Here is a 26928-nt window from a genome sequence, read left to right on the forward strand (position 1 = left end):
GCGCGACTGCCGCACCCCCCGGGAGGTTCCATGACGGCCACGAACAGTACGGCGGCCAAGATCAGCGGTCTTCTCGAAAGCATCCTGCAGGTGCCGTTGCCGGTTCGGCTCAGAGCTTGGGACGGTTCGACGGCCGGCCCCAACGATGGGCCAATGCTCGTAATCCGGAACAAACGGGCGCTACGCCGAATCATGTGGCAGCCCAACGAACTGGGGCTTGCACGGGCGTACGTCTCGGGTGACTTGGATCTGGAGGGCGACCTCTACGACGCGCTGACGCGACTTGCCTCGCTCATCTGGCGTTCTCCGGATATCAAGGACATTTCGCTGCGCGAGGTCGCGGTGGACACGATCCGGCTCGGGATTCTCGGCACGCAGCCGAAGCCGCCACCGGAAGAGATGGTCGTCACCGGCAGCCGGCACAGCAAGCGCCGCGACCGGCAGGCGATCAGCCACCACTACGACGTCGGCAACGACTTCTACCGGATCGTGCTCGGCCAGAGCATGGTCTACTCCTGCGCCTACTGGTCGTCGGACGAGCCGGGGTACGGGCTGGCGGACGCGCAGCGCGACAAGATCGATCTGATCTGCCGCAAGCTCGACCTCAAGCCCGGTCAGCGCCTGCTCGACGTCGGCTGCGGCTGGGGATCGCTGGCCATCCATGCCGCTCGCGAGTACGGCGTGCAGGTGCTCGGCATCACGCTCTCGACCGAACAGGCCGAGTACGCGCACAAGCAGGTCGCCGAGGCCGGCCTTTCGGACCAGGTGGAGATCCGGGTCCAGGACTACCGGGACCTCGACGACGGCCCGTTCGACGCCATCTCGAGCGTCGGCATGGCGGAGCACGTCGGCGTCGCGCCGTACAAGGAGTACGCAAGCATCCTGTACGGGCAGCTCAAGCCGGGTGGGCGGTTGCTCAACCATCAGATCGGCCGCCTGCACTCGCCGGCCAAGCAGCCGCATCAGCAGCGTTCCTTCATCGACGCGTACGTGTTCCCGGACGGTGAGCTGGTTCCGATCGGCACGACGGTCTCGCTGCTGGAGGAGGCCGGTTTCGAGGTCCGCGACGTGCACGCGCTGCGCGAGCACTACGGCCGTACGCTGCGCGCCTGGGTGGCGAACCTGGAGGCGGACTGGACCAACGCGGTGCGCCTCACCAGCCCCGGCCGGGCACGGGTGTGGCGGCTTTACATGGCGGCGTCGGCGCTGGCTTTCGAGCAGGCGCGGATCGGCGTCAATCAGGTGCTGGCCGTCAAGGACCACCGCGACGGAACGTCCAATATGCCCGCTACGCGCACGCCGTACCTGGCCTGACTTTTGCTGATTTGCCGGTCGTAGTGGACCAATGGCATTCTGTGACGGCCGTGGTGTTTCGCCATCTCTGCCCCGGCGAAACATCACGGCTCCACAGTGACCGTCCCCTTCGGGCGGTTGTCCACAGGGCCGATGCATAAACGCAGCGTTCCCGTTAGCCTGCGTCCCGTGAGCGAACGAAAACGCGCGGCCGCCGTTATCGTGCGGGACGGCCGTGTCCTGATGGTGCACGAACGAGCCCGGCGATCCGGCGGCGGCGAGTGGTGGACGCTGCCCGGCGGCAGCATCGACCCCGGCGAAACCCCTGAGCAGGCGGTGCGCCGCGAGGTCTTCGAGGAGACCGGCTTGGTGGTGACGAACGCCCGCTACGTCTTGGAAATGCCCTACCCGTCCGGCATGACCTCGGTCTTCACCGTCGACGTGGCCGACGGCGACCCCCGCCTGGCCCCCGACGACGGCACCGGCCCGGTCCCCTTGGGCTTGGACTGGCTCCCCACCCAGGACTTACCCACAACCCACCGCGGCGTCCCGGTCCCCCCAATAATCGTCGTGGTCCCCACCTAGCCCAGCCCGACAAGGCAGCGGCGGGAACGGCCCGATGGCCCGAAACCGTCCAGCCGGCGAGCGGCAACCGCACCGCGGGTTTCCAGAGGCTCGGCCCAGGAGCAGATATGACGAAGTCCCCTAACTCCGCGCATTCCGCGGACAGGGGACCTTGAAAACTCGTGGAGCCCACGGGACTTGAACCCGTAACCCCCGCCTTGCAAAGGCGGTGCTCTGCCAGTTGAGCTAGGGCCCCTGAACCCGCCTGAACGCTATCGCAGGTCCGGAGAAGTAGTGGCTTCATGCCAGAGCGCCCGCTCATCAGAAGATGCCTTGACCTTCTTGAAGACGAACAGAGCAGCCCCAGCGATGCCAGCGAGGATCAGAAGCTTCTTCAGCATGAACCCAACCCCTACCACAGACAACAGCACCCGACCACACCAACAACCAACCACGCCCAAAGCCCCGACCCCACGAGGAGCACACCGGAGCTAGGTAGAACACTAGAACCAGACAAAACGCAGGCCCAGGTAAAGCACCGGGACAGAAGAGTCAGCACACCACTTAGCGCAAGCACACCGGCAAGCGCGCCAGCGCGAAGCCCCCAAAGCCCGGCCCGGGACGGTGACCGCCACACGAAGGGTGGCCACCGCACCGTGGGTTTCCGGGGCTCGGCCCCGGAGAAGATATGACGAGTGGCCACGGTCCGCGTTTTGTGCGGACAGGGGACCCCGCCACTCGTGGGGCTAGATGGAATCGAACCATCGACCTCAGAGTTATCAGCTCTGCGCTCTAACCGACTGAGCTATAGCCCCGTAAGTGCGAGAGGAACGTTACCGCACAGGGTTACGAGCGACCAAAACGGGGTGGCCCGTAACCCTGCGCGTATACGTCAGTCCCGCTCGGCGAGGGTCAGCTCGACGCCGCCGACCAGGTCGGCGCAGACGTTGTAGATGAACGCCCCGAGCGTCGCCAGCGCCGTGAACAGCACGACATTGACCGCCCCGAGCAGCATCGACGTGCCGATCACGCCCCAGGCGGTGATCTGGAAGCCACCGGTGGAGCCGCCGGTGTCGGCGCCGCCGCTGGCGCTCACGAGCTCCTTCAGGCTGCTGTTGACCTCGCCCCAGACGCCCATGGCGTCGAGTGCGAGGTAGAGCACCGAGGTGGCGACGACCACGACGATGAACAGCACGACCGAGACCGCGAACGAGAACTTCATCACGGACCACGGATCGATCCGCTTGAGGTTCAGCCGGGCCCGGCGCGGGCCGCGCGCGGCGGCCGAGGAGACCGTCGAGCGGGCCGAGCGGACCGTTTCGGAGACACGGGCGGCGCCGACGGCGGCCGCTCCGGCCGCCGGCTGCTGACCGGGCCGCTGCTTTACCCCGGGCTGGGTCGGTGCGGCGCCCGGGCCGGACACCGAGGCACCGCCGGGCCGCTGAGCGGCCGGCGGTGGGGTGACCCGTCCGGACGTGCTTCCCGGCGCCGCACCCTTGCCCTTGGTGACGACCGGCACAGTTGCCGAGCCTTTCGCCACGGACGGCCCGCCGGGTCGTTTCGTGTCGGACGAACCGTCACTGTCGGCGGTGGGCTCACCCGGCGGCGGGGCCATGCCCGGGGCTCGGGTGAACTTCGGCGGGGTCGGCGGATCCGCGGGGCCCGCGGGTCGCCCCGCGGTATCGCGTCCGTTCGGGGTGGCGCCATCCTTCTTCGCCGCCTCGTCCGGAGTCGCTGAGGCCCCCAGACCCCCCGACTTCGCCTGTGTCTCCGGCATCAACTAGTCCTGTTCGTCAGGCTCGTCGGCATTGCGAGCAAGCGCCACGATGGTTACACCTTCAGGGAGGTCCATCAGCTTGACCCCCATTGTGTTCCGATCCCGCGTTCGCCGTACAGGCTTCACGGGAGTCCGGATGACACCACCATTGCTGGTGATGGCAAATAGTTCATCCTCCGGGCTGATCACGAGCGCCCCCACCAGGCCACCACGGCGTTCCGTGATTTTCGCGGTGAGCACTCCCTTACCGCCGCGGCCCTGTACCGGATACTCCTCGATGGGCGTCCGCTTTGCATACCCACCGTTGGTGGCGACCAACACATCCATGCCCTCGCGCACGACCTCCATGGCGAGAAGCTCGTCATTGTCCCCGAAACGCATCCCGATCACACCAGATGTGGCCCGGCCCATGGGCCGCAACGCCTCGTCGGTGGCATTGAACCGGATGGCTTGAGCGTGCTTGGAGACCAGGAGCAGGTCGTTCTCCGATGACGCCAGGGCCGCCCCCACCAATTCGTCGTCCTCCCGCAGGTTGATGGCGATGATGCCACCACTGCGGTTGGAGTCAAATTCGTCGAGGCGGGTCTTCTTCACGAGACCATTCTTAGTGGCGAGCACAAGGTATGGGGCGACCTGGTAGTTCGGGATCTGGATGATCTGTGCGATGTGCTCGTCCGGCTGGAACGCCAGAAGGTTCGCGACGTGCTGGCCCTTGGCGGATCGGTTGGCCTCGGGCAGCTCGTACGCCTTGGCCCGGTAGACCCGGCCCTTGTTCGTGAAGAACAGCACCCAGTCGTGCGTGGAGATGACGAAAAAGTGCGAAACGATGTCGTCCTGCCGCAAGGATGCGCCGCTCACGCCCTTGCCGCCGCGCTTCTGCGACCGGTACATGTCGAGCTTGGTGCGCTTGGCATAACCGGTTCGTGTGATCGTCACCACAACGTCCTCGCGCGTGATGAGGTCCTCCATGGAGACCTCACCGTCGAACGGGATGATCTGGGTCTTCCGCTCGTCGCCGTACTTCTGCACGATCTCGCCGAGTTCCTCGGAGACGATCGCCCGCTGCCGTTCCGGCTTGGCGAGGATGTCCCGCAGGTCGGCGATGTCCAGCTCGATCTTGGCGAGCTCGTCGATGATCCGCTGGCGCTCGAGGGCGGCCAGCCGGCGCAGCTGCATGTCGAGGATCGCGCCGGCCTGGATCTCGTCGATGTCGAGCAGCTGGATCAGCCCGCTACGCGCGTCCTCGACGGTGGGCGAGCGCCGGATCAGGGCGATCACCTCGTCGAGCGCGTCCAGCGCCTTGACCAGGCCGCGCAGGATGTGCGCCCGCTCCTCGGCCTTGCGCAGGCGGAACGCGGTGCGCCGGCGGATGACGTCGATCTGGTGGTCGACGTAGTACCGGATGAACTGGGCCAGGTTCAGCGTGCGGGGCACGCCGTCGACCAGGGCCAGCATGTTGGCGCCGAAGGTTTCCTGCAGCTGGGTGTGCTTGTACAGGTTGTTCAGCACGACCTTGGCGACGGCGTCGCGCTTCAGGACCAGGATCAACCGCATTCCGGTACGCCCGGACGACTCGTCCCGGATGTCCGCGATGCCGGTGAGCTTGCCCTCCTTGACCAGCTCGGCGACGCGCTCGGCGAGGTTGTCCGGGTTGACCTGGTAGGGCAGCTCGGTGACCACCAGGCAGGGCCGGCCGCGCGGGTCCTCCTCGACCTCGACGACGGCACGCATCCGGATCGACCCGCGACCGGTGCGGTAGGCGTCCTGAATCGCCTGCTGACCGACGATCAGGCCCTTGGTCGGGAAGTCGGGACCCTTGACGAGTTCCAGCATCGCCTCGAGCGCCGTGGCCTCGTCCGACTCCGGGTTGTCCAGCTGCCACTGCACGGCCGCCGCGATCTCCCGCAGGTTGTGCGGCGGGATCTTGGTGGCCATCCCGACCGCGATGCCCTCGGAGCCGTTGACCAGCAGGTTCGGGAACCGCGCCGGCAGGATTACCGGCTCTTTGGCCCGCCCGTCGTAGTTGTCCTGCATGTCGACGGTGTCTTCGTCGATGTCACGCAGCATCTCCATGGCCAGCGGCGCGAGCTTCGCCTCGGTGTACCGCATGGCGGCCGGCGGGTCGTTGCCGGGCGAGCCGAAGTTGCCGTTGCCGTCGATCAGCGGGTACCGCAGGGACCAGGGCTGGCCCATCCGGACCAGGGCGTCGTAGATCGACGAGTCGCCGTGCGGGTGGTAGTTACCCATCACTTCGCCGACGACCCGGGCGCACTTCACGTAGCCGCGGTCGGGCCGGAAGCCGGAGTCGTACATCGCGTACAGGATCTTGCGGTGTACCGGCTTGAGGCCGTCTCGCACGTCGGGGAGGGCGCGGCCCACGATCACGCTCATCGCGTAGTCGAGGTACGACCGCTGCATCTCGACCTCGAGGCCGACCGGCTCGACGCGCTGGGTCACGCCGCCGCCGTCCGGCTCCTGCGTCGCGTCGCCGTCAGGGGGTTCGGGTGTGTCAGTCACTGTTAACCCTTACTCAAGGTAAATCCAGACAAGCACGGCAAAAGCCCGCATCTTGCTGTGGATAACGTTGTGGAAAGTCCGTGGGCGCTGTGGATACAGCAGTGGCAACCGGACATCTTCTAGATGTCCAGGAACCTCACATCCTTGGCGTTGCGCTGGATGAAGGACCGTCGAGCCTCGACGTCTTCACCCATCAGGACGCTGAACAACTCGTCCGCGACGGCGGCGTCGTCGAGCGTGACCTGACGCAGCGTGCGCGTTGCCGGATCCATGGTCGTGTCCCACAACTCGTGGAAGTTCATCTCGCCGAGACCCTTGAACCGCTGGATGTCATCCGGCTTGGCGTTCGGCTTCTTCTGCTGACGCAGTGCGATCAGGCCGTCACGTTCTCGGTCCGAGTACGCGTACTGCGCGTCGTCGCCCCGCTTGTTCCATTTGATCTTGTAGAGCGGCGGGGCCGCCAGGTAGACGTGGCCCTGCTCGACCAGCGGCCGCATGAAGCGGAACAGCAGGGTCAGCAGCAGCGTCTGGATGTGCTGCCCGTCGACGTCCGCGTCGGCCATCAGCACGATCTTGTGATAGCGCAGCTTGGCGATGTCGAAGTCGTCGTGGATGCCGGTGCCGAGCGCGGTGATCAGCGCCTGGACCTCGTTGTTCTTCAGCACCCGGTCGATCCGGGCCTTCTCCACGTTGAGGATCTTGCCGCGGATCGGCAGGATCGCCTGGATCTGGCTGTCGCGGCCCTGCTTGGCCGAGCCGCCCGCCGAGTCACCCTCGACGATGAACAGCTCGGAGACGCGCGGGTCGGTGGACTGGCAGTCGGCCAGCTTGCCCGGCATCGAGCCGGACTCCAGCAGCGACTTGCGCCGGGCCAGCTTGCGGGCCTGCTGCGCGGCGATACGCGCCCGGGACGCCTGGTCGGCCTTCGTGATGATGGCCTTGGCCTCCGCCGGGTTGCGGTCGAACCAGTCGGCGAGCTGCTCGTTGGCCACCCGCTGCACGAAGCTCTTCATGTCGGTGTTGCCGAGCTTCGTCTTGGTCTGGCCCTCGAACTGCGGGTTCGCCAGGGTCACCGAGATGATCGCGGCGAGACCCTCGCGGATGTCCTCGCCGGAGAGGTTCTGGTCGCCCTTGAGCAGCTTCTTGTCTTTGCCGTACCGGTTGACGATGGTGGTCAGCGCGGCACGGAAACCCTCTTCGTGGGTGCCGCCCTCGTGCGTGTTGATCCGGTTGGCGAACGTGTAGATCGACTCGCCGTACGACTCGTTCCACTGCATCGCGATCTCGACCGCCATGCGCGCCTCGGTGTCCTCGGACGCGAACTCGATCACCGACTTGTGGATCGAGTTCTTCGTGGCGTTGAGGTGCCGCACGAAGTCGGCGATGCCGCCGGCGTACATGAAGCTGACCGTGCGGGGCTCGCCGTTCTCGTCGGCCGCCTCGGCCCGCCGGTCGGTCAGGTTGATGGTCAGCCCACGGTTGAGGAAGGCCATCTCCTGGAGCCGGCGGTAGATCGTCTGCCAGTCGAACTCGACCGTCTCGAACACCGTCGCGTCCGGCCAGAACTGCACCGTCGAGCCGGTCGTGTCGGTCGTCTCGCCCTTCTCCAGCGGGCCCGGCTTCGACTTCGTGTACTGCTGGCGCCACACGTTGCCGGACTTGTGGATCTCCACCGCCATCTTCACGGACAGCGCGTTCACCACCGAGACGCCGACGCCGTGCAGACCGCCGGACACCGCGTACGCCTTGCCGTCGAACTTGCCGCCGGCGTGCAGGACGGTCAGCGCCACCTCCACGCCAGGCTTCTTGAGCGTCGGGTGCAGGTCGACCGGGAAGCCACGGCCGTTGTCGGTGACCGAGACGCCACCGTCGGCCAGCAGGATCACGTCGATCCTGTCGCAGTACCCTGCAAGGGCCTCGTCGACAGCGTTGTCGACAACCTCCCAGACCAGGTGGTGGAGGCCGCGCTCGCCGGTGGAACCGATGTACATACCGGGGCGCTTGCGGACCGCCTCGAGGCCTTCCAGCACCTGAATAGACGAGGCGCCGTATTCCTGCTTCTTCTCTGCCACCCTCGGCCACTTTCTCGCACCGGACCCGAAGGCTCGGCACGGGGTCGGCGGGTCGCGGCAGAGGCCGGCAGGCAGGGATCACCACAGATGACACCGCGGAAATGCAGCGGACCACCGGTGGAACCGTGCTCGCCGGTCGCCGCGGCGGGCCCGCGGATCGTGATCGGCTGGAAAAACCGCCCAGTTTTCGCCGTCGAAGCGCACTCGGCGTGAAAAAACTGCGCAGCGTGACGACACGGAGTCACCACGCATAGTTTTCCCGGTCGTTATCGATTCTACTCCGCCGAGACGAGTTGGCGAGGGTGCCGCACCCCGTCCGGGTGCCTCAGATTGCCGTAGCGGCTTCGAGCCCACCACCCACGTCTCCCCCTACACGGAATGGCCACCCCGGACAACGACAACTGATCGGGCGGGGCGCGCCTTCCGCGCACCGCCGCCACGCACTGCGACACTGCCTCCCGGCGGCGGGGGTTTGTGTCGTAACCTCTGCCCGCGCGGGCCGGTGCGGCCGCGAGGCAGGTCGAGGAGGGATGGCCCCCAATGGCGCACGACAAGGGGCTGGAGAACGTCGCGGTGCACTGGCCGCGGACGAACCAGTACTACGACCCGGTTGCCCCAGCCGAGTTCGTCGACTTCGGGGCGGTCGCCGACACCCCCGAGATCGCCGCGCCGACCGGGGCGCTGGCGCTGCACATCGCCAAGACAGGCACGGTGCGCGCGACGGCGTACACGGAATTGGTTGATCTTCTACTGGGTCTGGACGGTGTCCTGTACGCGACGGACGCCGCCGCCGAGGACGAGGACCCGGTGATCGACCCGGACGGGTGCGCGTGGATCGCCGGCGGCCTGGAGCGCTTCGTCGAGGGCCACGAGAAGTTCGGTGACCTGGTCACCTTCGACACGGTGGGCGAGGTGATGCGCAACGCGGTGCGTGCCGGCCGGCTCCCCGACCAGCAGTTGCGCTGGCTCGACAATCGCTTGGCGGCGTTGCGCGACGACGCCGGGAACGCGCCGCACTGGAGCTTCGCACGCTCCGAACTGGCCGTCCTGGGCGGCTTCTACCGCCGCTGTGCCGACCGGGGATTCGCGGTTTTCGCGGACTACTGAGGTTCAAGACCCCGATGTCGTAGCCGGGTGGGGCGTACGGGCCGTCGCTCCCGCCGAGGGCCGAGCATGGGCGCGGGGCGCCCAGAACACTCGGCGACGTGCGGGAGCGGTCGCGCTCAACCCGAAACCCTCAGCCGTAGGTGTCGCGCGGACCCCGGCCCTGCACGCGGCGCGGACCACGGTTCCAGGACGGGGCCGCCGGGCCGTGGATGTTGAGGCGGGTCACGACGTTGTGGCCCACCTCGGCCGCGATGATCTTGAGCAGGCGGGCGGTCAGCAGGCGCAACTGGGTCGCCCACGCGGTCGACTCGGCCTCCACGGTCAGGACGCCGGCGTCCAGCTTGACCGGACGGCTGTGCTTGGCGACGTCGGGGCCGACGACCTTCTCCCAGGCGCCGAAGACCATCGCCTCCGCTTTCGGGCGCTCCCAGCCCCGGGCCCGGACCAGACGTTGCAGCATGTCGCCGAACAGCTGCGGATCGCGCGGGTCGGGGCCGGGACCCGAATAGCCGCGCGGACGTTTGCCGGTGCCCTCGCCGGAGCGGCGTCGCGGGGCGCGCGCGGCGGCATCGCGGCGCTTGGCGAGCGCCGCGTCGAGCACGGCCCGCGCCAGTTCCGGCCCGGAGGCACCCTCGGCGCCGGCGGCATCAGGCCCGGAAACCCCCTCAGCGGGCGCCTCGCCGTCCGGATCGGCGCCATGCCAGGACGACCCAGCATCCGCGGCGGCCACGGGCTCAGCGGCCGTTGTGGAGTCCCCGGCGAGCGCGCCACGCTCCTCGCGGGACAGATTCCCGAGGCGCTCGCGCGACAGCTCCCGGGACAGGGTGGCGCGGTCCTCGCGGGACAGGTCTTCAGCCGGCACGGGTCACCGTCCCCAGCGTGACGTCGTAGTGGGTGCCGTTCAGCGTAACCGGGACGTCCTCCGGGACGGCGCAGGTCACCAGCAGCTGGGCGGCGTCGGCCACCAGGGCCGCCAACCGGTCGCGGCGGCCGCCGTCGAGCTCGGCGAAGACGTCGTCGAGGATCAGCACCGGCTCGATGCCGTCGGAGCGCAGCAGGTCGTACGCGGCCAGGCGCAACGCGAGGGCGAACGACCAGGACTCGCCGTGGCTGGCATAGCCCTTCGCGGGCAGGTCGCCCAGCGCCAGGGTGAGGTCGTCGCGGTGCGGGCCGACCAGGGTGACGCCGCGTTCGATCTCGGCGGTGCGGCGCTCCTGCAGCGACGCGAGCAGCGCCTCCTCCAGGGCCGGGCGGTCCGCGGTCAGGGTGTCGCCGAGCGGGGACGAATACGCGATGGCCGCCGACGTGCGGCCGGCCGCGACCGCGTCGTACGCCTTCGTCAGGTGCGGGCCCAGCGCCGCGGTCAGTTCCAGACGGCCGGCCAGCAGTTCCGCGCCGTGCCGGGCCAGATGCTGATCCCAAACGGTCAACGTGGACAGATCGGCGCTCTTGCTGCCGCCGACCTTGCGGGTCAGGTACGCCGAGCGCAGCAGCGCGTTGCGTTGTTTGATCACCCGGTCGTAGTCGGCGCGGACACCGGCGTAGCGGGGCTGCCGCTGGACCAGCAGGTCGTCGAGGTAGCGGCGCCGTTCGGACGGATCACCGCGGACCAGTTCCAGATCCTCCGGGGCGAACAACACCATGCGCAGCGCCCCGATGATCTCGCGGGGGCGCCGGACCGGGGATCGGTTGAGACGGGCCCGGTTGGCCTTGCCGGGAACGATCTCCAGTTCGACCAGCAGCTCGCGTCCATCGTGGACGATCTCGCACCGGATGACGGCGGACGCGGCGCCGGCCCGGACCAGCGGCGCGTCCGTGGCCACCCGGTGACTGTCCAGTGTGGCCACGTAGCCGAGGGCCTCGACCAGATTGGTCTTGCCCATGCCGTTCTGGCCGACCAGGACCGATACGCCCGGGTCGAGGTCGACCGCCACCCGCTGGTAGGAGCGGAAGTCGGTCAGCTCGACCCGGCGTACATGCATCTCGTCAGAATTTCCCTTGGCTTTGCAGTACGGCGAAGCCGTTTTGGTGGCTCGGCTCAGCTGACGACGGCGTGGCCGCCGAACTGCTGGCGCAGCGCGGCGACGGCCTTCATGGCCGGCGAGTCGTCCTGGCGGGACTCGAAACGAGCGAACAGCGACGCGGCGATCACGTGCAGCGGCACCGAGAGGCGGACGGCCTCGTCGACGGTCCAGCGACCCTCGCCGGTGTCCTCCGCGTACCCCTTGAGCTTGGCCAGCTCGGGGTCGCCGTCGAGCGCGCGGTCGAGCAGGTCGAGCAGCCAGGACTTGACGACGCTGCCCTCTCGCCAGCTCTTGATCGCGCCGGGCACGTTGTCCACCCACTCCGAGGACTCGAGCAGCTCCCAGCCCTCGGCCAGGGCCTGCATCATGCCGTACTCGATGCCGTTGTGGACCATCTTGGTGTAGTGGCCGGCGCCGACCGGGCCGGCGTGCACGAAGCCGAACTCGCCGGCCGGCTTCAGCGCGTCGAAGATCGGCTGTGCCATCTGGACATGCTTGGCGTCGCCGCCGACCATCAGGGCGTAGCCGTTCTGGCTGCCCCAGATGCCGCCGGAGACACCGCAGTCCATGTACCCGATGCCCTTGGTGGCGAGCCGCTCGGCCCGCGGACGGTCGTCGGTGAACTTCGAATTCCCACCGTCGATGATCAGGTCGCCCTCGGAGAGAAGGTCGGCCAGCTGGTCGATGGTGCTCTCGGTGATCTCGCCGGCCGGCACCATGGTCCACACGACGCGCGGGGCCTGGAGCTTGCCGACCATCTCTTTCAGCGAGCCCGCGTCGCGGATCTCCGGGTGGTGGTCGTACCCGACGACCTCGTGGCCGGCGGCACGGATGCGGTCGCGCATGTTGCCGCCCATCCGTCCGAGACCGATAAGGCCAAGCTGCATGGTGGTTCCCCCTAGATCTGTGTTTCTCTCACGCTCAGTATCAGCGCGTTACCCGGATCGGCATGATCAGATAGCGGTATCCGGGCACGATTTCGCCGTTTTCGGCTGCGGGGGAGATCACAGCAGGTTTGAAAGCGTCGACGAACGACAACAGGGCATTGGGTGAACCCAGGTTCTGCAGTCCGTCGATCAGGTACTGCGGGTTGAAGCCGATGGTCAACGGCTCGCCCGTGAAGGCAGCCTCCATCGCCTCGCTGGCCCGCGCCTCTTCCGTCCCACCGGCCTCGACCACCAGGCCGTCCTCGCTGAAGCTCAGCAGCACCGGGGTGGTGCGCTCGGCGACCAGCGCGACGCGGCGGACCACCTCGACGAGCGCCGCCACGGCCACCCGGGCCTCGGCGTTGTGGCTGGCCGGGAACAGCGAGCGGACCGGCGGGTAGTTCGCCCCGTCGAGCAGCCGGCTCGTCGTCCGCCGGGTGCCACCGGCGAAGCCGATCATGCCCTCGCCGGCGTTGCCCTGGGCGAGCGCGAGGGTGACCGAGCCGCCGAGCGGTCCGAGGGTCTTGGCAGTGTCGTTCAGCGTCTTTGCCGGAACCAGCGCGTTCAGGCTGATCTCCGGGTCGTCGGGGGTCCACTCCATCTCGCGCATGGCGAGCCGGTATCGGTCGGTCGCGAGCATCGCGATGTTCGACCCGTTGAGCTCGATGCGCACGCCGGTCATCATCGGCAGCGTCTCGTCGCGCCCGGCGGCAATGGCGACCTGCGCGACGGCGGCGGCGAACCCGGCCGCGTCGACCGTGCCGGCGCTGGACGGCATCTCGGGCAGCGTCGGGTAATCCTCCACCGGCATGGTCGGCAGCGTGAAACGGGCGCTGCCGCAGACCAGCTCGAGATGGGCACCGACGGCGGCGATGTCGACCGGCTTGGCCGGGAGCGCCTTGGTGATCTCGGCGAGCAGGCGGCCGGAGACCAAGGCGGCGCCGTCCGCGTCGGCCTGCACCTCGACCGTCACCTGGCTGGACACCTCGTAGTCGAAGCCGGAGACCTGCAACCTGCCGTCGGTCACTCGGAGCATGACACCGGCGAGCACCGGCACCGACGGCCGGCTGGGCAGGCTCTTCGCCGTCCATGCCACGGCGTCGGCGAGTGAGTCTCGCTCCACCCGGAACTTCATGCTGTCCTCCGCGTCGCTTCTCTATGGGGGTCGCGACCCCTCACGAACTGTATTGCGCCCAGCAAGTCGGTGCGGCCCCGGCCCCGATGCCTGTGAACTGAGCCGGAGGAGCGGGAAGCCGCGAGCGGCCATCCACACAATCCCCAACGCCGAAGATTTCTTTTTGTTGTCTAAGAAAAATCTCTCGTCGTAATCATCGGGGCTGTGCATAGTGTGGAGAACCCGAGTTAGTGCAGGTCAAGAGGTTATCCACCGGTGACTGACCGGTGGATAACCGGGGTACAAACCTGGGTCTGCGTCCACAGTCTCCGACGCGGCAGGCCTTTGTCCACCGTTGTCCACCGGCTATCCACCGGATATCCACGGGGTTTGTCCCCCGACCTGTGCATAACGCCGGGACGCTACCGCCTCGTCGTCCCCAGATCCTTCAACAGGATTTCCACAGGTCTCGATCGTCGGTGGACAACTTCGTGACGCTCGGTGATTGTCCACATCGATTTCCACAGAGTTCATCCACATCTGTGGGTTGTCGCGCGACACGTTGTCCACCGATGTGGATAAAGGCCTGTGGATGCCTGTGGATTGGTGTGGACAACGTTGGCACGAATCCGTGTCGTCGAAACGTTGACGAACCGACGCTGCGTATGCGTCCCAACGAGTGCTCGGTTCGGGTCCTGAACCCATGATCACGGTGGATAACCGGCCCTGTGAGCCTGTGGATAAGTCGCGGGGAAGTGTGCTTGAGCAGGGCAAACGTGCGCCTGTGGATTGTGTAGAACCGAGCTTTCGACGCCGTGCGCGGGTGAGCTGTGGACAACCGCGGCCGGTGCGCCTGGCGGGCCCTGTGGGTGGCGCGGAGGCGGCCTGTGGACGGTTGTGGGCGATGCCGAAGTGGTGTGGATCGCACTGTTCGGCTGCCGGAAACCACGATCGGGTGCCAGGCTGCGGGTGCGGGCGGCGGGCAACCGTCGTGCGGATGTGGTGAACCGGCCGGAAGCGGCGTGGGGAGCGGGAGTGCCTCGGTGCCGGCGCTCCAAAGGTGGGTGCGGCCCTGGTGCTTTTGTGGGCTGGGCTGCCTCGTACCTCTTATATGGCCGTTTTTACGTGTTCTGCTTGATGCGGTTGGTGAGCTCGGCGATCTGGTTGTAGAGCGAGCGCCGCTCGGCCATGTGCTGACGGATCTTGCGGTCGGCGTGCATGACGGTGGTGTGGTCGCGGCCGCCGAACGCCTGGCCGATGCGCGGGAGCGAGAGATCGGTGAGTTCGCGGCAGAGGTACATCGCGACCTGGCGTGCGTTGACCAGCACCCGGCTGCGCGAGTGGCCGCGGAGATCCTCGAGGCTGACGCCGAAGTAGTCGGCGGTGGACACCATGATCTGGTCGGCGGTGATCTCCGGGCCGGCGCCGTCCGGCATGAAGTCGCGCAGGACCTCCTCGGCCAGGCCAAGCTGCACCGGAGAGCGGGTGAGACTCGCGAACGCGGTCACCCGGATCAGGGCGCCCTCCAGCTCGCGGATCGAGTTCGAGACCCGGGACGCGATGAATTCGAGCACGTCGTCGGGGGCGTACATGCGTTCCTGCGCGGCCTTCTTCTGCAGAATCGCGATGCGCGTCTCGAGGTCGGGCGGCTGGATGTCGGCGAGCAGGCCCCACTCGAAGCGGGTGCGCATGCGATCTTCCAGCGTGGCCAGCTGGCGCGGTGAGCGGTCCGAGCTGATGACGATCTGCTTGTTGGCGTTGTGCAGCGTATTGAAGGTGTGGAAGAACTCCTCCTGGGTGCGCTCGCGGTTCTCCAGGAACTGGATGTCGTCGATCAGCAGGATGTCGACGTCGCGGTAGCGCCGCTGGAACGCCTGGGTCTTGTCGTCGCGCAGGCTGTTGATGAAGTCGTTGGTGAACTCTTCGGTGGAGACGTAACGCACGGATCGGGCATGGCCCAGCGTCGTGGCGTAGTGGCCGATCGCGTGCAGCAGATGCGTCTTGCCCAGACCCGAACTGCCATAGATGAAGAGCGGGTTGTACGCCTTCGCGGGTGACTCGGCGACGGCGACCGAAGCGGCGTGCGCGAATCGGTTGGACGAGCCGATGACGAACGTCTCGAACATGTACTTCGGGTTGAGCCGGTTGCCGTCGTTCGTGCCGCGCGGGTTGCTCGACGGCCGGATGTCCAGCGGGGCGCGGCCCGGACCGTTGTCGCCGGGGTCGTCCGCGCGCCGCTGGTTGGTCGGGCGCTGCGCGGTGTCGGCGGTCATCCGGTGCACCGGGGCGTCGTTGGTCGGCGGGAGCTCCGGGATCATCTCCGGCGGCGCCGGGGCCGGGACGGTGGGTGCCGGCGGCAGGTCGGCGAACAGCGGCTCCTGGCCGCCGCGGGCGACGGGCACGCCGATCGGGTACGCCGGTGGGGCCGCGGACCGTTGCGCGGAGCCGGTCGGGTACGGGTCGTAGGCGGGTGGCTCCGGCTGGCGTGGCGCGTCGGCGTAGTGCCGGGGCTGCGGCTCGTCCGGCGCGGCCGGCTCGATCGGCGTTCCGTAGACCGTGCCGGGCAGGCCGGTGCCGTCCTCCGGGGGCTTCACGGTGACGGCGACCTGGATCGGACGGTTCAGCCGGCGGCTCAGCGCCTCGGTGATCGCCGGCCGCAGCCGGGACTCGATCACATCGCGGGTGAAGGCGTCGGGGACGGCCAGCAGGGCCGTGTCCTCCACGATGGCGCGCAGCTGGGTCAGCTGGAGATAGGCGCGCTGCTGACGCGACGAGATCTCGTCGGCCAGTTCGTCCAGCGTCGCCTTCCACACACCGCTCAGGTCGACCTGATCGGCCACCGCCGCGCCACCCCCATCGCCACCGACCCCCGGTGGACCTTTGTCCGGCTCTACCGCCCTGCCCGTCGCTGCCCGCGGGCAACGACGGCTCCCCCTAACCCAGCACATTTAACGTGCTGAACACGTTCGGCGCCACCGGCTGTCCACAGGTTATCCACAACCTGTGCAGGCGCCGGCGGTCGCACCCCGGCCGGATGGTCGGCAGACTCCCGGAGCCTGAAACGGCGCGGTTTGTACAGGCTCATCGTGGCGAACGATTCACCTGCTTGTCTGGTTTTGCCTGATTGGTCGTGGTATGCGTACAGCACTGATGACCAGCAAACGGGCACGCTAACAGCGAGGTCGCGTCAGCATCAACTCTCGTTGCGGCGGGCAAGCGCCCGGTGGCGGGAAAAGCTTCACAACGCGCGTAGACGGGCGGATTCGACGGTTCGTTGGTCGGCGCGCCGCCGAGCTATGGTTGACCGGCGCGATGGCCCTGCGTAGGGTCGAGCGGTTGCTCCGCCGCGCTCTGCTAAAGTGGCGTCTTGCAGCTTTGATGCCCCCTGGATGTAGTACGAAGACGGAGTTTTAACGTGAGCAAGCGCACCTACCAGCCGAACAATCGCCGGCGTGCCAAGACCCACGGCTTCCGGCTGCGCATGCGCACCCGGGCCGGGCGTGCCATTCTTGCCAACCGCCGCGCCAAGGGTCGCGACACGCTTTCGGCCTGAGCCGATTGCCTGTCAGGCCGGAATGTCCAGGTAGTCGTGCTGGCCGCGGCGCAACGACTGCGGCGTAGCGCGGAATTCGCCGCAGCGATCCGTGGTGGTCGCCGGGCTGGCCGGGGCACCGTCGTAGTTCATCTGTTCCTCGAGGAGCCGGCGCAGGCCTCCACGGCACGCGCCGGCTTCGTCGTATCTAAAGCAATCGGAAACGCCGTGGTCCGTAACAAGGTCCGCCGCCGGCTCCGCCATCTGGTCCGACCCCTGCTCGCTGATCTTCCGGCCGGTTCCCTGCTGGTGGTCCGGGCTCTTCCCCCGGCCTCTGAGGCGTCCTTCGCGACCCTCGGCGGCGACCTCGCAGCCGCCCTCGCAGCGGCCCGCAAGCCCCGGCGGCCACGATGAGCGTGGTTGCCCGTGTGCTGAGTGCGATGGTCGTCGCGTACCGTCGTTACGTGAGTCCGGCGCTGCCGGCCCGTTGTCGGTTCTATCCCTCGTGCAGTGCGTACGCGTTAGAGGCGTTCGCAAAGCACGGTGCCGTGCGAGGGACGGGTCTGACGGTCTGGCGGCTCCTACGCTGCCAACCCTTCCACCCCGGCGGGTACGACCCAGTGCCCGACCCGATCCGTCACCGTCCTGCCGATGTGACTGGAGCCTGATTTGAGTCTCGACTGGATCTACTTCGCCATTTCGTGGATCCTCCTGAAATGGCACGCCCTGTGGGAGGCCATCGGGCTTGGCGGGCGCTTCCTGGGCACGAACTGGTCCTGGGTGCTGGCCATCGTGTTCCTGGTGGTGACCATCCGGATCATCCTCTTCCCGATCTTCGTGAAGCAGATCAAGAGCCAGCGCGCGATGCAGGCCCTGCAGCCGAAGGTCAAGGAGCTTCAGGCGAAGCACAAGGGTGACCGGGAGACGCTCCAGAAAGAAATGATGGAGCTCTACAAGACGGAGAAGGCGAACCCGCTCATGGGCTGCCTTCCGATGGTCTTGCAGATCCCGGTCTTCCTGGGCCTGTTCCACACGCTGCGCCGACTCAACCCGGACAACCAGCAGACCACGCTGTACGGGTGGACCGCCGACCAGTTCCACGACGCGACCCACGCGACGCTGTTCACCGCGCCGATCGCCTCGAAGTTCGGTTCCACGCCGGCCGAGCTGGCCGCGCTCGGCGCGAACAGCACCACGGTCAAGATCATCGCGGGTGTCCTGGTCCTCATCATGATGGCCACGACCTACCTGACCAGCCGTCAGATGATCCTCAAGACCGGCTGGGCCGAGGACCCGCAGCAGAAGATGATCCAGCGCCTGATGCTCTACGGCATCCCGCTGTCGCTGCTCATCTCCGGCTCGATCTTCCCGATCGGTGTGATCATCTACTGGGTCACGAACAACTTGTTCACGCTCGCCCAGCAGCAGTGGGTGCTGCGTAAGTACCCGCCACCGCAGATGGCCGGCCGCACCACCTCGTCGGCCCGCCCGGCGTCGAGCACCGCCAAGCCCGCCACCAACGGCACGGCGAAGAACCCGGTTCAGCCCGCGCGCACCGGTGGCCTGTTCGGCCGCAAGCAGCAGCAGGAAGAGCCGGTCCGCCCGGTCGTGGACACCAAGGCGCTGGCGCCCAAGCCCGGCGCCAAACCGGTGAATCCGAAGAAGGGCGCGAGACCGGCCAGCAAACCCAAGGGATGATCGCGGCCCGAACGCTGGTAGGGCGTTCGGGCGCTCCCCTTTCAGACCTGCCCGCGCCGCGTGCGCGGGGAACATCGTGAGTACGGAGATGAGAACGTGACCGACACCAGCACGCCCGATTCGTCGGTCTCCGCCGCGTCCTCGTCCGACGACGCTGCCACCTCGGGTGAGGTTGCCGTCTCGACGTCGACCGAGTCGTCCGAGGAGACCAAGAAATCGGAGACCGTTGCCTCCGACAGTGACCTGTTCCGGCAGAGCGAGATCGCGGCCGACTACGTCGAAGGCCTGCTGGACATCCTCGACTACGACGGCGACATCGACGAGCTCGTGTCGGCGGGCCGCCCGATGGTCGAGGTGGTCGGCGGCCGGCTGCAGCCGCTCGTGGGGCAGCGCGGCGCGACCCTGGAGGCCCTGCAGGAGCTGACCCGGTTGGCGATCTTCCGGGCCACCGGCTCGCCGAGCCGCCTGCTGCTCGACATCGGCGGCTACCGTGCGACCCGCCGCAAGGAACTCGCCGCGGTCGCCCGCAACGCGGTGGAAAAGGTCAAGGAACACGGCGATCCCGTACGCCTCGAGCCCATGTCGGCGTTCGAGCGCAAGTGTGTGCACGACGTGGTGAACGCGATCTCCGGGGTGGAGAGCGAGTCGGAGGGTGTCGAGCCCAACCGGCGCATCGTGGTGCGTGTGGCCGACTGATGACGGATGACCCACGCTATGGCGCGGGTGAGACCGGCCCGGGTGAGAAATCGCCCGGGCCGTCGTCTTTCCGGCCGCGTCGTGCGATCGCGTTTCCCGGACGGCGGGTTGGTTCGGTTTCTTCGTCGGCGGCTTCTGTTTCCGGGGCTGCTGCTCCTGGGGCTCCTCCTTCACCCGACCTTGCGGAGCCGGTGGGCGAGCTTGGTGCGGTTGCTCGGCAGGTCTTCGGGGATCGGTTCTCCGTGGCGGTGGCTTATGCGCGGCTGCTCGTCACCGACGGCGTGGTGCGTGGGCTGATCGGCCCACGGGAAGCTCCCCGAATCTGGGAACGCCATCTGATCAACTGCGCTGTTATATCCCCTTTGGTACCTAAGGGAGCTTCTGTCGTAGACGTCGGGTCCGGTGCCGGTTTGCCCGGTATCGTGCTGGCAGTGGCACGTCCGGATCTCAGCATCACGCTGGTCGAGCCGCTGGCACGACGGACCGCGTTCCTGTCGGAAGCGGTGACCGCCCTAGGCCTCGACGCGACCGTCACGGTCGTCCGGGGCCGCGCCGAGGACGTCGTCGACGGACCCCCCGCCGGCGCCGACGTCGTCACCGCGCGGGCGGTCGCCCCGCTCGACCGGCTCGCCGGCTGGTGCCTCCCGTTGGCTCGCACCGGCGGACGGCTGCTGGCGCTCAAGGGCGCCTCGGCCGCCGACGAGGTGGCCGAGCACCGGGCGGCTCTGCACCGGCTGGGCGGCGGTGATCCGGTGCTTCGCCTCTGCGGCGAGGGCCTGATCGACCCGCCCACGACGGTCGTCGAGATCGTCAAGGACCGTGACGTCGTGCCGTCGAAGCCGAAGCCGTCCACCCGGACGGCCGGCTCGGGACGCGGCGCCGGCGGCCGCGGCTCCGGGCGAGGGAGCACGCGAAGGGGATAAATGTCCAGGCGGGGCGCACGAAAGCGACAAGCTAAGGCCAAGCGTCCCGACCTGGCCTCCCCAGGGCCCGATCGGCCTTCGCCAGGTGGCGCCGGCGGGAGGCCTGAGCCTGGTGGCGCTGGTCGCGATCAGGCAGGGGCGGAGAAGGGCCCTCACGGTCCCGGTGGGTCGCGGAAATCCTCCTCCGGTGCGGCGGGGTCTCAGCGGGAGGCGACGGGTGGCGCTGGACGTCAGCGTCCACGTCGTGATGATGGGCCGGAGCGTGCCGGCCGAGGCGGTGCGCGGGAGCGTGCCGGCCGGGATGGTGGGCCGGAGCGTGCCGGCCGAGACGGTGGGCCGGAGCGTGCCGGCCGGGGTGGTGCGCGAGAGATTGTCGGTCGGGACGGTGCGCGAGAGCGTGCCAGTCACGACAGTGAGCTGGAAGGCGGGACTCGCGAGAGTGCGCCGCGGGAACCTGGATTACAAGCTGTCCCGCAAGTGGCTGGCCCGCGCCTGTCTCCGTCCGAGGCCGACTGGGACCGCGCCTCCCCTGCCGAGGGATCGACGCGCTCAGCGGGGTTGTTCGGCGGTGTCCGGAGACGGGTGATGTCGCTCGTGCGACGCTCTCCGGAGGCGCGGAGAGATCTACGGTCCGTTACCTCCGCCGCGCCGATCTCGACGTCGATGGGCGCACCCGAGCTGGGCGCGGCAGACGCTGGCGCCGAGCAATTGATCGAGGATGTGGCCTTTGCGATCAGGATGCCCGACGACTCGGAGAGCGCCAGAAATGCGGAGAAGGACGGCCCCGATAACCTCGGGTTCGGTGATCACGCACGACCGGGACGGCACTCGCAAAACATCGATGTGAGAGGTGCCCCGCCGGGTGACCTCGATGGAGGCGATCGGGCAAAAGACGAGGGATCGAAACCGGACTACCCGGTCGGGTCCCGCACAGGTGGGGCCGCTCCTTCGAGAGTGGCTGCCGATACGTCAGGCACTGGGGACGAATACGCCGTCCCGCTGGGTGTCCGAGGTGAGCCCGTCAACGCGGCGATCGCAGGGACCGAGTCCGGTGGCCCGCCCGCGCCTACAGAAGAGTCTGTCTGCCTGTCGAGTGCGTTCGACGGCTCGCCGATCGAGGGCGGTGCGGCTGGCGGTGCCCGCGAGGCCGGCGGGACCTGCGCTGCCCCATCCGAATTGCAGGGAGGGACGTCCGAGCGGCTGGTCCCAGTCCGGCCTGAGCAGCCGCACCGCGCTGTTGAGCTGCGGGATGTGGCATCTCCAGTCATGCAAGATCGGGAGGTGCCTCACGGCCGACCCAGTCCGCGCGGGCGTCGTAGCCCGAACGAGTCGGCTGCCGCGCAAGACCCGCCAACGGGGTCGCCCCGCACGCGAGACGCGCTAGCGGGTTCGACGCTCTCCCAAGACTCGCCGACGGGCTCGATGCTCTCCCCAGGCTCGCCGACGGGTTCGATGCTCCCCCAAGACTCGCCGACGGGCTCGACGCCTCTACCAAATGAGCCAGCGGGGTCTGCCCTTCCACAGGACCCGCCAACGGGGATGGTGCGGTCGGTGGGGTCCTCCCGGCGTACGGGAAATGGGGAAGAGAGAGCGATCTCGCCGCTGGGCGCTGATGCCAGAGATGAGGCTGGCGAAGCCTGTGGAGGCGATGCGACATCGGCGGACGAATACGACTCAGAGGTTGTAACCACCTCAGGGGCCGATTTGCGGCTTGTTCCGGGCGTGATGGTGTTTGCGAAGCCCGCCGATGATGATCTGTCTACGTTGCACTCGCCTTATTGGGCGGAGGCCCATGGCGAGCCTCGCCCGACGGCCGTAGGCTTGCCGGGCGTCGGTAATGTGCGTCCGTCTTCTGATGCCGGAGCGTGCCCGTCGCCGAGCAATCCGTTCCTCACTAACAGGGATAAAACGGTGCATGAGTACGGTGTTTCACGTGAAACCGAGTCGTCTCTTGGCCCTGGCCGAGCGTCGGGGACGGGTGTCGGCGGGGCGAGTGGCGTATACGACACCGATGATCAAGGCGTTCCTGCGCCGCGGATAGGCAGCGGCTACCTGCCGCAGGCCTCTTCCGGGCAGGTTTACGGCACCCCGATTCCGCCTGGGCCCGATGACCATCGGCAGCCTGCGCCGGCGCCTCGTTCGGGGCCGCCTGCCGTGGCGTCGTCGCCGGTTCCGGTCTCGGCAGCGCCGGTTTCGCCGACCTCCGGTGGGCCCATGGCACCGACGTCCGGTGGATCCGTGGCGCCCACGCCGTCTGGCGGGTCGGGTGGACCGTCTGGCGGCGGCCCCTCCAGCGGGTCAATTGCGCCTACTTCCGGCGGGTCGATCGCGCCGAGCGTGGACGGATCCATCGCGCCCAGCTCCGGTGCCCCCACGTATGCGCCAGACGAGCATGTTTCACGTGAAACGCCGGGCCAGGTTGAGGACGATCCGCCACTTGCCATGGAAGCGTTGCGAGCTGTGCAGATCCTCAACCCGAGCGGCGAGATCACCATGCCGCGTCCGGACCACCCGAGAGTGCTCTGCGTCGCGAACCAGAAGGGCGGCGTCGGCAAGACAACCACGACGGTGAACCTGGCAGTGGCATTGGCGCTGCACGGCAACCGGGTGCTTGTCGTCGATCTCGACCCGCAGGGCAACGCTTCGACCGGCCTCAACGTGCCGCACCACGCGGGCGTCCCCGACGTTTACGACTGCCTCATCGACAACGTGCCGCTTTCCGAGGTGGCGCAGCCCGTCGAGGGCATTCCGAACCTGTACTGCGTCCCCGCCACGATCGACCTGGCCGGCGCCGAGATCGAACTGGTCTCCGTGGTCGCTCGTGAGTCGCGACTGGCTCGCGCGATCAACGCTCACCCCGAGAAGTTCGACTACGTCTTCATCGACTGCCCGCCGTCGCTCGGCCTGCTGACGGTCAACGCTCTGTGCGCGGCGCAGGAGGTGTTGATCCCGATTCAGTGCGAGTACTACGCGCTGGAGGGCCTCAACCAGCTCATCAACAACATCAATTTGGTACGCCAACACCTGAACCCGACGCTCGACGTGTCCACGATTCTGCTGACGATGTACGACCGGCGCACGCGGCTGGCTGACGCGGTCGAGCAGGACGTACGCAATCACTTCGGGACCAAGGTGCTCAACGCCGTCATCCCCCGCAACGTGCGGGTGTCGGAGGCTCCGAGCTACGGCCAGTCCGTGATGACCTACGATCCGGGTTCAAGGGGCGCCACCAGCTACTTCGAGGCAGCTCTGGAGATCGCGATGCGTGGCGTCAACACGGGAGGAACGGCATGAAGAACCGTCCACGGGGCGGCCTGGGCCGCGGCCTGGGCGCGCTGATTCCGACGGCACCCGCCGTCGAACCGTCCTCTCCGGGGGCGGGGGCCTCACCGCCGCCGCCGGCCGCCGAGCCTGCGGCGCACATCGTCGCCGCGCCCGCTCCGACGCCGGCCCCGGTCGCCACTGATCTTGCGCCGGTGCCGGGTGCGCGGTTCGCGGAGCTGCCGGTCGACTCGATCAGTCCTAACACCAAGCAGCCGCGGCACGTCTTCGACGAGGAAGCGCTCGACGAGCTGAAGACCTCCATCCAGGAGGTCGGTTTTCTTCAGCCGATTGTCGTACGCGAGATCGAAGATGGTCGCTACGAGCTGGTCATGGGCGAGCGGCGCTGGCGGGCGGCGCAGGCCGTGGGGCGGGACACCATTCCCGCGATCGTTCGCGAAACGCGCGACGACGCGATGCTGCGGGACGCGCTGCTCGAGAATATCCACCGCGCGAACCTGAATCCGTTGGAAGAGGCGGCGGCGTACCAGCAATTGCTGGACGAATTCGGGGCTACGCACGAGGAGCTCGCCAAACGCATCGGACGCAGTCGCCCGCAGATCTCCAACACGATCCGTTTGCTGAACCTGCCGGCACCGGTGCAGCGACGGGTCGCCGCCGGTGTTTTGTCGGCCGGGCACGCGCGGGCGTTGCTCGGACTCGACGACGGCGAGGCGCAGGAGAAGCTCGCATTGCGGATCGTCGCCGAAGGGCTTTCGGTGCGAGCCACCGAGGAACTCGTTCAGCTCACGGTCCCGGACGGCCCAGCGAAGAAGGCGGCACCGAGCCGACGCGCGAAGGTGCACGCGCCGGCATTGAACGATCTGGCGGAGCGACTCTCCGACCGTTTCGACACCCGCGTAAAAGTCGACATCGGCCGCAGCAAAGGCAAGATCACGATCGAGTTCGCAACGGTCGATGATCTGGAGCGGATCGTCGGCATGATCGGTGTGGAGGAGGAAGGCAGCGGAAGCGGAGAGTAGCTCACGTCTGCTGCCTTGAGGCACGTGCCGTCGGTTCGGCACGTGCCTTTTGCGTTCACCAGAGTTCTGTCAGAGCCATTCTCCTGGGATTTCGGTGAGGTCGCTTTGGGATCTCCGCCCCGTTTTCGACGCCGGAAATGCCCCAATTATGGGGATGACGTAGCAAGGTTGCTCTGTATGGACGTTGGTCTGATGAATTTCTTTGCGTTTCTTAAGGGGTGGCTCGGCTGAAAACCGGTGCGTAAGCGGTTGTGGTTGGACCTCGGCGGCGAGATCCGGTTCAAGGTCGATGCGCAACGAACGAACGTGCGGCGCATGACGCGGCCTTGGCGCTGACGAACTTTCATGTAGGGGGCCGGATGCCTAGCCGGCATCGTCCTTGAACGAACTGAGCATCGGCGAGCGGGACTGACGTGTCCTCGCTGATCGAGTCGTCGTGAGGTGATGCGTTGCTGGCTCGCGTCCTGTGCGCCGGAGCGTCGATCCTGATTTGGTTCTTCGGGCGCAGCTGACGAACGCCGGCCTCGGGCGCGCAGTGCGTGCGGCACCCCGTGCGTTCGGCGGGGCGTGGTCAGCTTTGGGTCCGTGGATGAGCCGCAGCTGATCTGTGTGCACTTCAAGATCCGTCGAGCCCAGCGCGGGCCGGACTACGGGCAGAACTCGAGTTCTAAGCGAGGACCCTCGGCCCCTCCTTTAGCTGAGCCGCTTCTACGATGCTCGGACGCCGGATCGGAGAGCTTAACGCCTCGGTCGTGCTTGACATCGAGAGGCATCCGGCGGACCGCACGCCAACATGACGTCTAGGTGAGATGATCTCGGCGGAGAGCACTAAGCACCGCGGTGCGAGATTTCGTCTCGTGCAGCGCCAACCATGCTTTGGCTTGGCTTCGGACGCTGGCGAAAACGACGAGCGGATGTTCTCGGTCCTGCCGCTTTGACCCGAGCATGCAGATGGCATCGCACCGAACTAAATGCGATGTAGCGCTGCGGCCGGGCGGGGTGCTACGACCACGGCTACTCGCTTGGTCAGCCAGGACGCGACAGGCAGGTGATTCCACACCTCGCTGTCGAGCTGCCGATCCGTGGGCGACTCGAATTCGGCACCGAGGTCCGACGGGCTTCCACTGAGCCCTGATAGACGGTGCCTCCGGCCAGGCGCCCGAGGTCCGGAGTAGCGTCGCCTCCCTGACGACCTCCAGCTCCGGGTCGGGGGCACCGGGCCGAACTCTTCCATACTGCGAGGACGTCCAATCCGTAGCCAGCGCGGTTCGCTGACGAGGACCAAGGCGGGGGACACGTTTCATCTCGGCGCATCCGCAGCGGAGCCGGAGGTTGTCAATGATGGCTAGCCCGGCTGAAAGCTGTGGTGCCGAGATCGGCGGACCGCGCTGAACGCCGTGGTGCCCGCATGCAGACAGACAGAAGCAGCGCGGTCTGACGGTCGCAGGCCAGCTTTCTCGATCCGGCGACATGTCTGGGTCGCTAGGTGGTCGACGACCTTTACGAGTGGGCGGGTCTCAGCGTCGCCACCACCACTCTGTTTGATCGTCGCCGCTGTCGTTTCACGTGAAACGACAGCGGCGACGACAAAGCTCGGCACCATCCGCCCGTGAGGTGCTCGGGGCCGGACCAGACGACCCACTCTCCGATCAGACGTACTCCAGGGCTACGGCCGGCTGGTCGACCAGGGGAAGGCCGCTCGCTGTGAGACCGGGTATGGCTGGTTGGTCCTCCGGTCGCCGTCAACCTAGCGTCGGACACGGGCGGTCCTGTTGCAAGCGAGGTGTGGCCGCGGTCGATCGTTCGCGGTATCACCGCCGAGATACCCCGGGCCGGGCCGGCCGGACGTTGGATATTGCATGTTTCACGTGAAACAACTGGGACAGCCAAAGTCGGACGGGACGAAGGGCCAATGCGAGCAGCACGCCACGCGAGCGCGCCACTCCTGTCCTGGACGGACGAGGCGGACTCTTCGACCCCCTTCGCTTCTCCGCCTCCCCGTCCCGATGCGCTCGCTGCCCGGAGCGGGCCGACGGGGCAGAGGACCAACACGCTAGACGGCGTTCTAGTCGGATTCGCCGGCTACCCAAATCATGTGGGCGCGCACAGTCTCCGTGCGACGTCCCCACGGCGCGCGGGACATCGCTCCGATAGATATGGCACGGATCGGAGAAGCCGGCGCCGGTTCAAACCGCCTGAGTGTCGAGTAATAGAGATCAGGTTTCCTCATCTCGATCACTTGCACTCCGGCACTTAGGAGGTCGTCGTCATCCCTCTGTTTCACGTGAAACGAAGTCCGGGGACCTTAGACTCTCTCGGAGCCGGGAGCCGGGAGCCGGGAGCCGGGAGCCGGGAGCCGGGAGCCGGGAGCCGGGAGCCGG

19 protein-coding genes, 2 tRNA genes and 1 pseudogene are annotated in these 26928 nt (G+C 67.6%); 11 read left to right on the forward strand and 11 right to left on the reverse strand.

Annotated elements, in window-relative coordinates; genetic code table 11:
• The first annotated feature begins 153 nt into the window (after positions 1–153).
• Positions 154–1314, forward strand: coding sequence for a cyclopropane-fatty-acyl-phospholipid synthase family protein (locus HH310_RS37245; protein ID WP_248294797.1), 1161 nt, complete (start codon positions 154–156; stop codon positions 1312–1314).
• A 168-nt stretch (positions 1315–1482) separates the two neighbouring features.
• Positions 1483–1878, forward strand: coding sequence for an NUDIX domain-containing protein (locus HH310_RS37250; RefSeq protein ID WP_312034572.1), 396 nt, complete (start codon positions 1483–1485; stop codon positions 1876–1878).
• Positions 1879–2040: 162 nt separating this feature from the next.
• Here the strand turns inward: HH310_RS37250 and HH310_RS37255 are convergent.
• The 6 genes from HH310_RS37255 to gyrB form a co-directional block, all read right to left on the reverse strand.
• Positions 2041–2113 (reverse strand) — tRNA-Ala (locus HH310_RS37255).
• Positions 2114–2129: 16 nt separating this feature from the next.
• Positions 2130–2258 carry a DLW-39 family protein gene (locus HH310_RS43350; RefSeq protein WP_211193102.1) on the reverse strand — a complete coding sequence of 43 codons (129 nt, stop codon included), beginning with the start codon at positions 2256–2258 and terminating at the stop codon, positions 2130–2132.
• A gap of 340 nt (positions 2259–2598) precedes the next feature.
• Positions 2599–2672: transfer RNA gene (locus HH310_RS37260), tRNA-Ile, on the reverse strand.
• A gap of 77 nt (positions 2673–2749) precedes the next feature.
• Positions 2750–3634 (reverse strand): DUF3566 domain-containing protein, encoded by an 885-nt coding sequence (locus HH310_RS37265; protein WP_169180448.1) that lies wholly within the window; start codon positions 3632–3634, stop codon positions 2750–2752.
• Between the two features lie 3 nt (positions 3635–3637).
• Complete coding sequence (gyrA, locus tag HH310_RS37270) at positions 3638–6151, reverse strand: DNA gyrase subunit A (RefSeq protein WP_169180449.1); 2514 nt, start codon at positions 6149–6151, stop codon at positions 3638–3640.
• 119 nt (positions 6152–6270) lie between these two features.
• The gene (gyrB, locus tag HH310_RS37275; protein ID WP_169180450.1) at positions 6271–8223 is read right to left on the reverse strand and encodes a DNA topoisomerase (ATP-hydrolyzing) subunit B; all 1953 of its coding nucleotides are present in this window, start codon (positions 8221–8223) and stop codon (positions 6271–6273) included.
• 540 nt (positions 8224–8763) lie between these two features.
• Between gyrB and HH310_RS37280 the strand changes: the two genes are divergently transcribed.
• Entirely contained in the window at positions 8764–9330 is a 567-nt protein-coding gene (locus HH310_RS37280) for a hypothetical protein (protein ID WP_169180451.1), read from the forward strand.
• A 130-nt stretch (positions 9331–9460) separates the two neighbouring features.
• On the opposite strand, the gene HH310_RS37285 is transcribed toward HH310_RS37280, so the two are convergent.
• From HH310_RS37285 to dnaA, 5 genes are all read right to left on the reverse strand, one after another.
• Entirely contained in the window at positions 9461–10060 is a 600-nt protein-coding gene (locus HH310_RS37285) for a DciA family protein (protein WP_312034573.1), read from the reverse strand.
• Between the two features lie 121 nt (positions 10061–10181).
• Positions 10182–11312, reverse strand: coding sequence for a DNA replication/repair protein RecF (gene recF, locus HH310_RS37290; protein ID WP_169180452.1), 1131 nt, complete (start codon positions 11310–11312; stop codon positions 10182–10184).
• A 56-nt stretch (positions 11313–11368) separates the two neighbouring features.
• A complete protein-coding gene (gene gnd / locus HH310_RS37295) occupies positions 11369–12241 on the reverse strand; it encodes a phosphogluconate dehydrogenase (NAD(+)-dependent, decarboxylating) (RefSeq protein WP_169180453.1) in 873 nt (290 codons plus the stop codon).
• Between the two features lie 40 nt (positions 12242–12281).
• Complete coding sequence (gene dnaN, locus HH310_RS37300; protein ID WP_169180454.1) at positions 12282–13415, reverse strand: DNA polymerase III subunit beta; 1134 nt, start codon at positions 13413–13415, stop codon at positions 12282–12284.
• 1100 nt (positions 13416–14515) lie between these two features.
• Positions 14516–16234, reverse strand: coding sequence for a chromosomal replication initiator protein DnaA (dnaA, locus tag HH310_RS37305; RefSeq protein WP_169180455.1), 1719 nt, complete (start codon positions 16232–16234; stop codon positions 14516–14518).
• Between the two features lie 575 nt (positions 16235–16809).
• On the opposite strand from dnaA, the gene rpmH reads away from it, so the two are divergent.
• The 8 genes and pseudogenes from rpmH (at position 16810) to HH310_RS37345 (ending at position 24547) form a co-directional block, all read left to right on the forward strand.
• Complete coding sequence (rpmH, locus tag HH310_RS37310; RefSeq protein WP_169180456.1) at positions 16810–16947, forward strand: 50S ribosomal protein L34; 138 nt, start codon at positions 16810–16812, stop codon at positions 16945–16947.
• Between the two features lie 87 nt (positions 16948–17034).
• Complete coding sequence (gene rnpA / locus HH310_RS37315) at positions 17035–17340, forward strand: ribonuclease P protein component (protein WP_312034574.1); 306 nt, start codon at positions 17035–17037, stop codon at positions 17338–17340.
• Positions 17337–17594 carry a membrane protein insertion efficiency factor YidD gene (gene yidD, locus HH310_RS37320; RefSeq protein ID WP_169180458.1) on the forward strand — a complete coding sequence of 86 codons (258 nt, stop codon included), beginning with the start codon at positions 17337–17339 and terminating at the stop codon, positions 17592–17594. Before rnpA ends, yidD begins: the two co-directional genes overlap by 4 nt.
• A 1-nt stretch (position 17595) precedes the next feature.
• The gene (gene yidC / locus HH310_RS37325; RefSeq protein ID WP_169180459.1) at positions 17596–18624 is read left to right on the forward strand and encodes a membrane protein insertase YidC; all 1029 of its coding nucleotides are present in this window, start codon (positions 17596–17598) and stop codon (positions 18622–18624) included.
• Between the two features lie 96 nt (positions 18625–18720).
• The gene (locus HH310_RS37330; protein WP_169180460.1) at positions 18721–19320 is read left to right on the forward strand and encodes a R3H domain-containing nucleic acid-binding protein; all 600 of its coding nucleotides are present in this window, start codon (positions 18721–18723) and stop codon (positions 19318–19320) included.
• Complete coding sequence (rsmG, locus tag HH310_RS37335; RefSeq protein WP_211193104.1) at positions 19320–20243, forward strand: 16S rRNA (guanine(527)-N(7))-methyltransferase RsmG; 924 nt, start codon at positions 19320–19322, stop codon at positions 20241–20243. Before HH310_RS37330 ends, rsmG begins: the two co-directional genes overlap by 1 nt.
• Before the next feature lie 2385 nt (positions 20244–22628).
• Positions 22629–23537 (forward strand): annotated as a pseudogene (locus HH310_RS37340) (ParA family protein); the annotation flags it as partial.
• Positions 23534–24547, forward strand: a complete 1014-nt coding sequence (locus HH310_RS37345; RefSeq protein WP_169180462.1) for a ParB/RepB/Spo0J family partition protein — start codon at positions 23534–23536, stop codon at positions 24545–24547. The pseudogene HH310_RS37340 and the gene HH310_RS37345, both read left to right, overlap by 4 nt.
• The last annotated feature ends 2381 nt before the right edge of the window (positions 24548–26928 follow it).

The organism is Actinoplanes sp. TBRC 11911 (genome assembly GCF_012933445.1).
Lineage (GTDB): Bacteria > Actinomycetota > Actinomycetes > Mycobacteriales > Micromonosporaceae > Actinoplanes.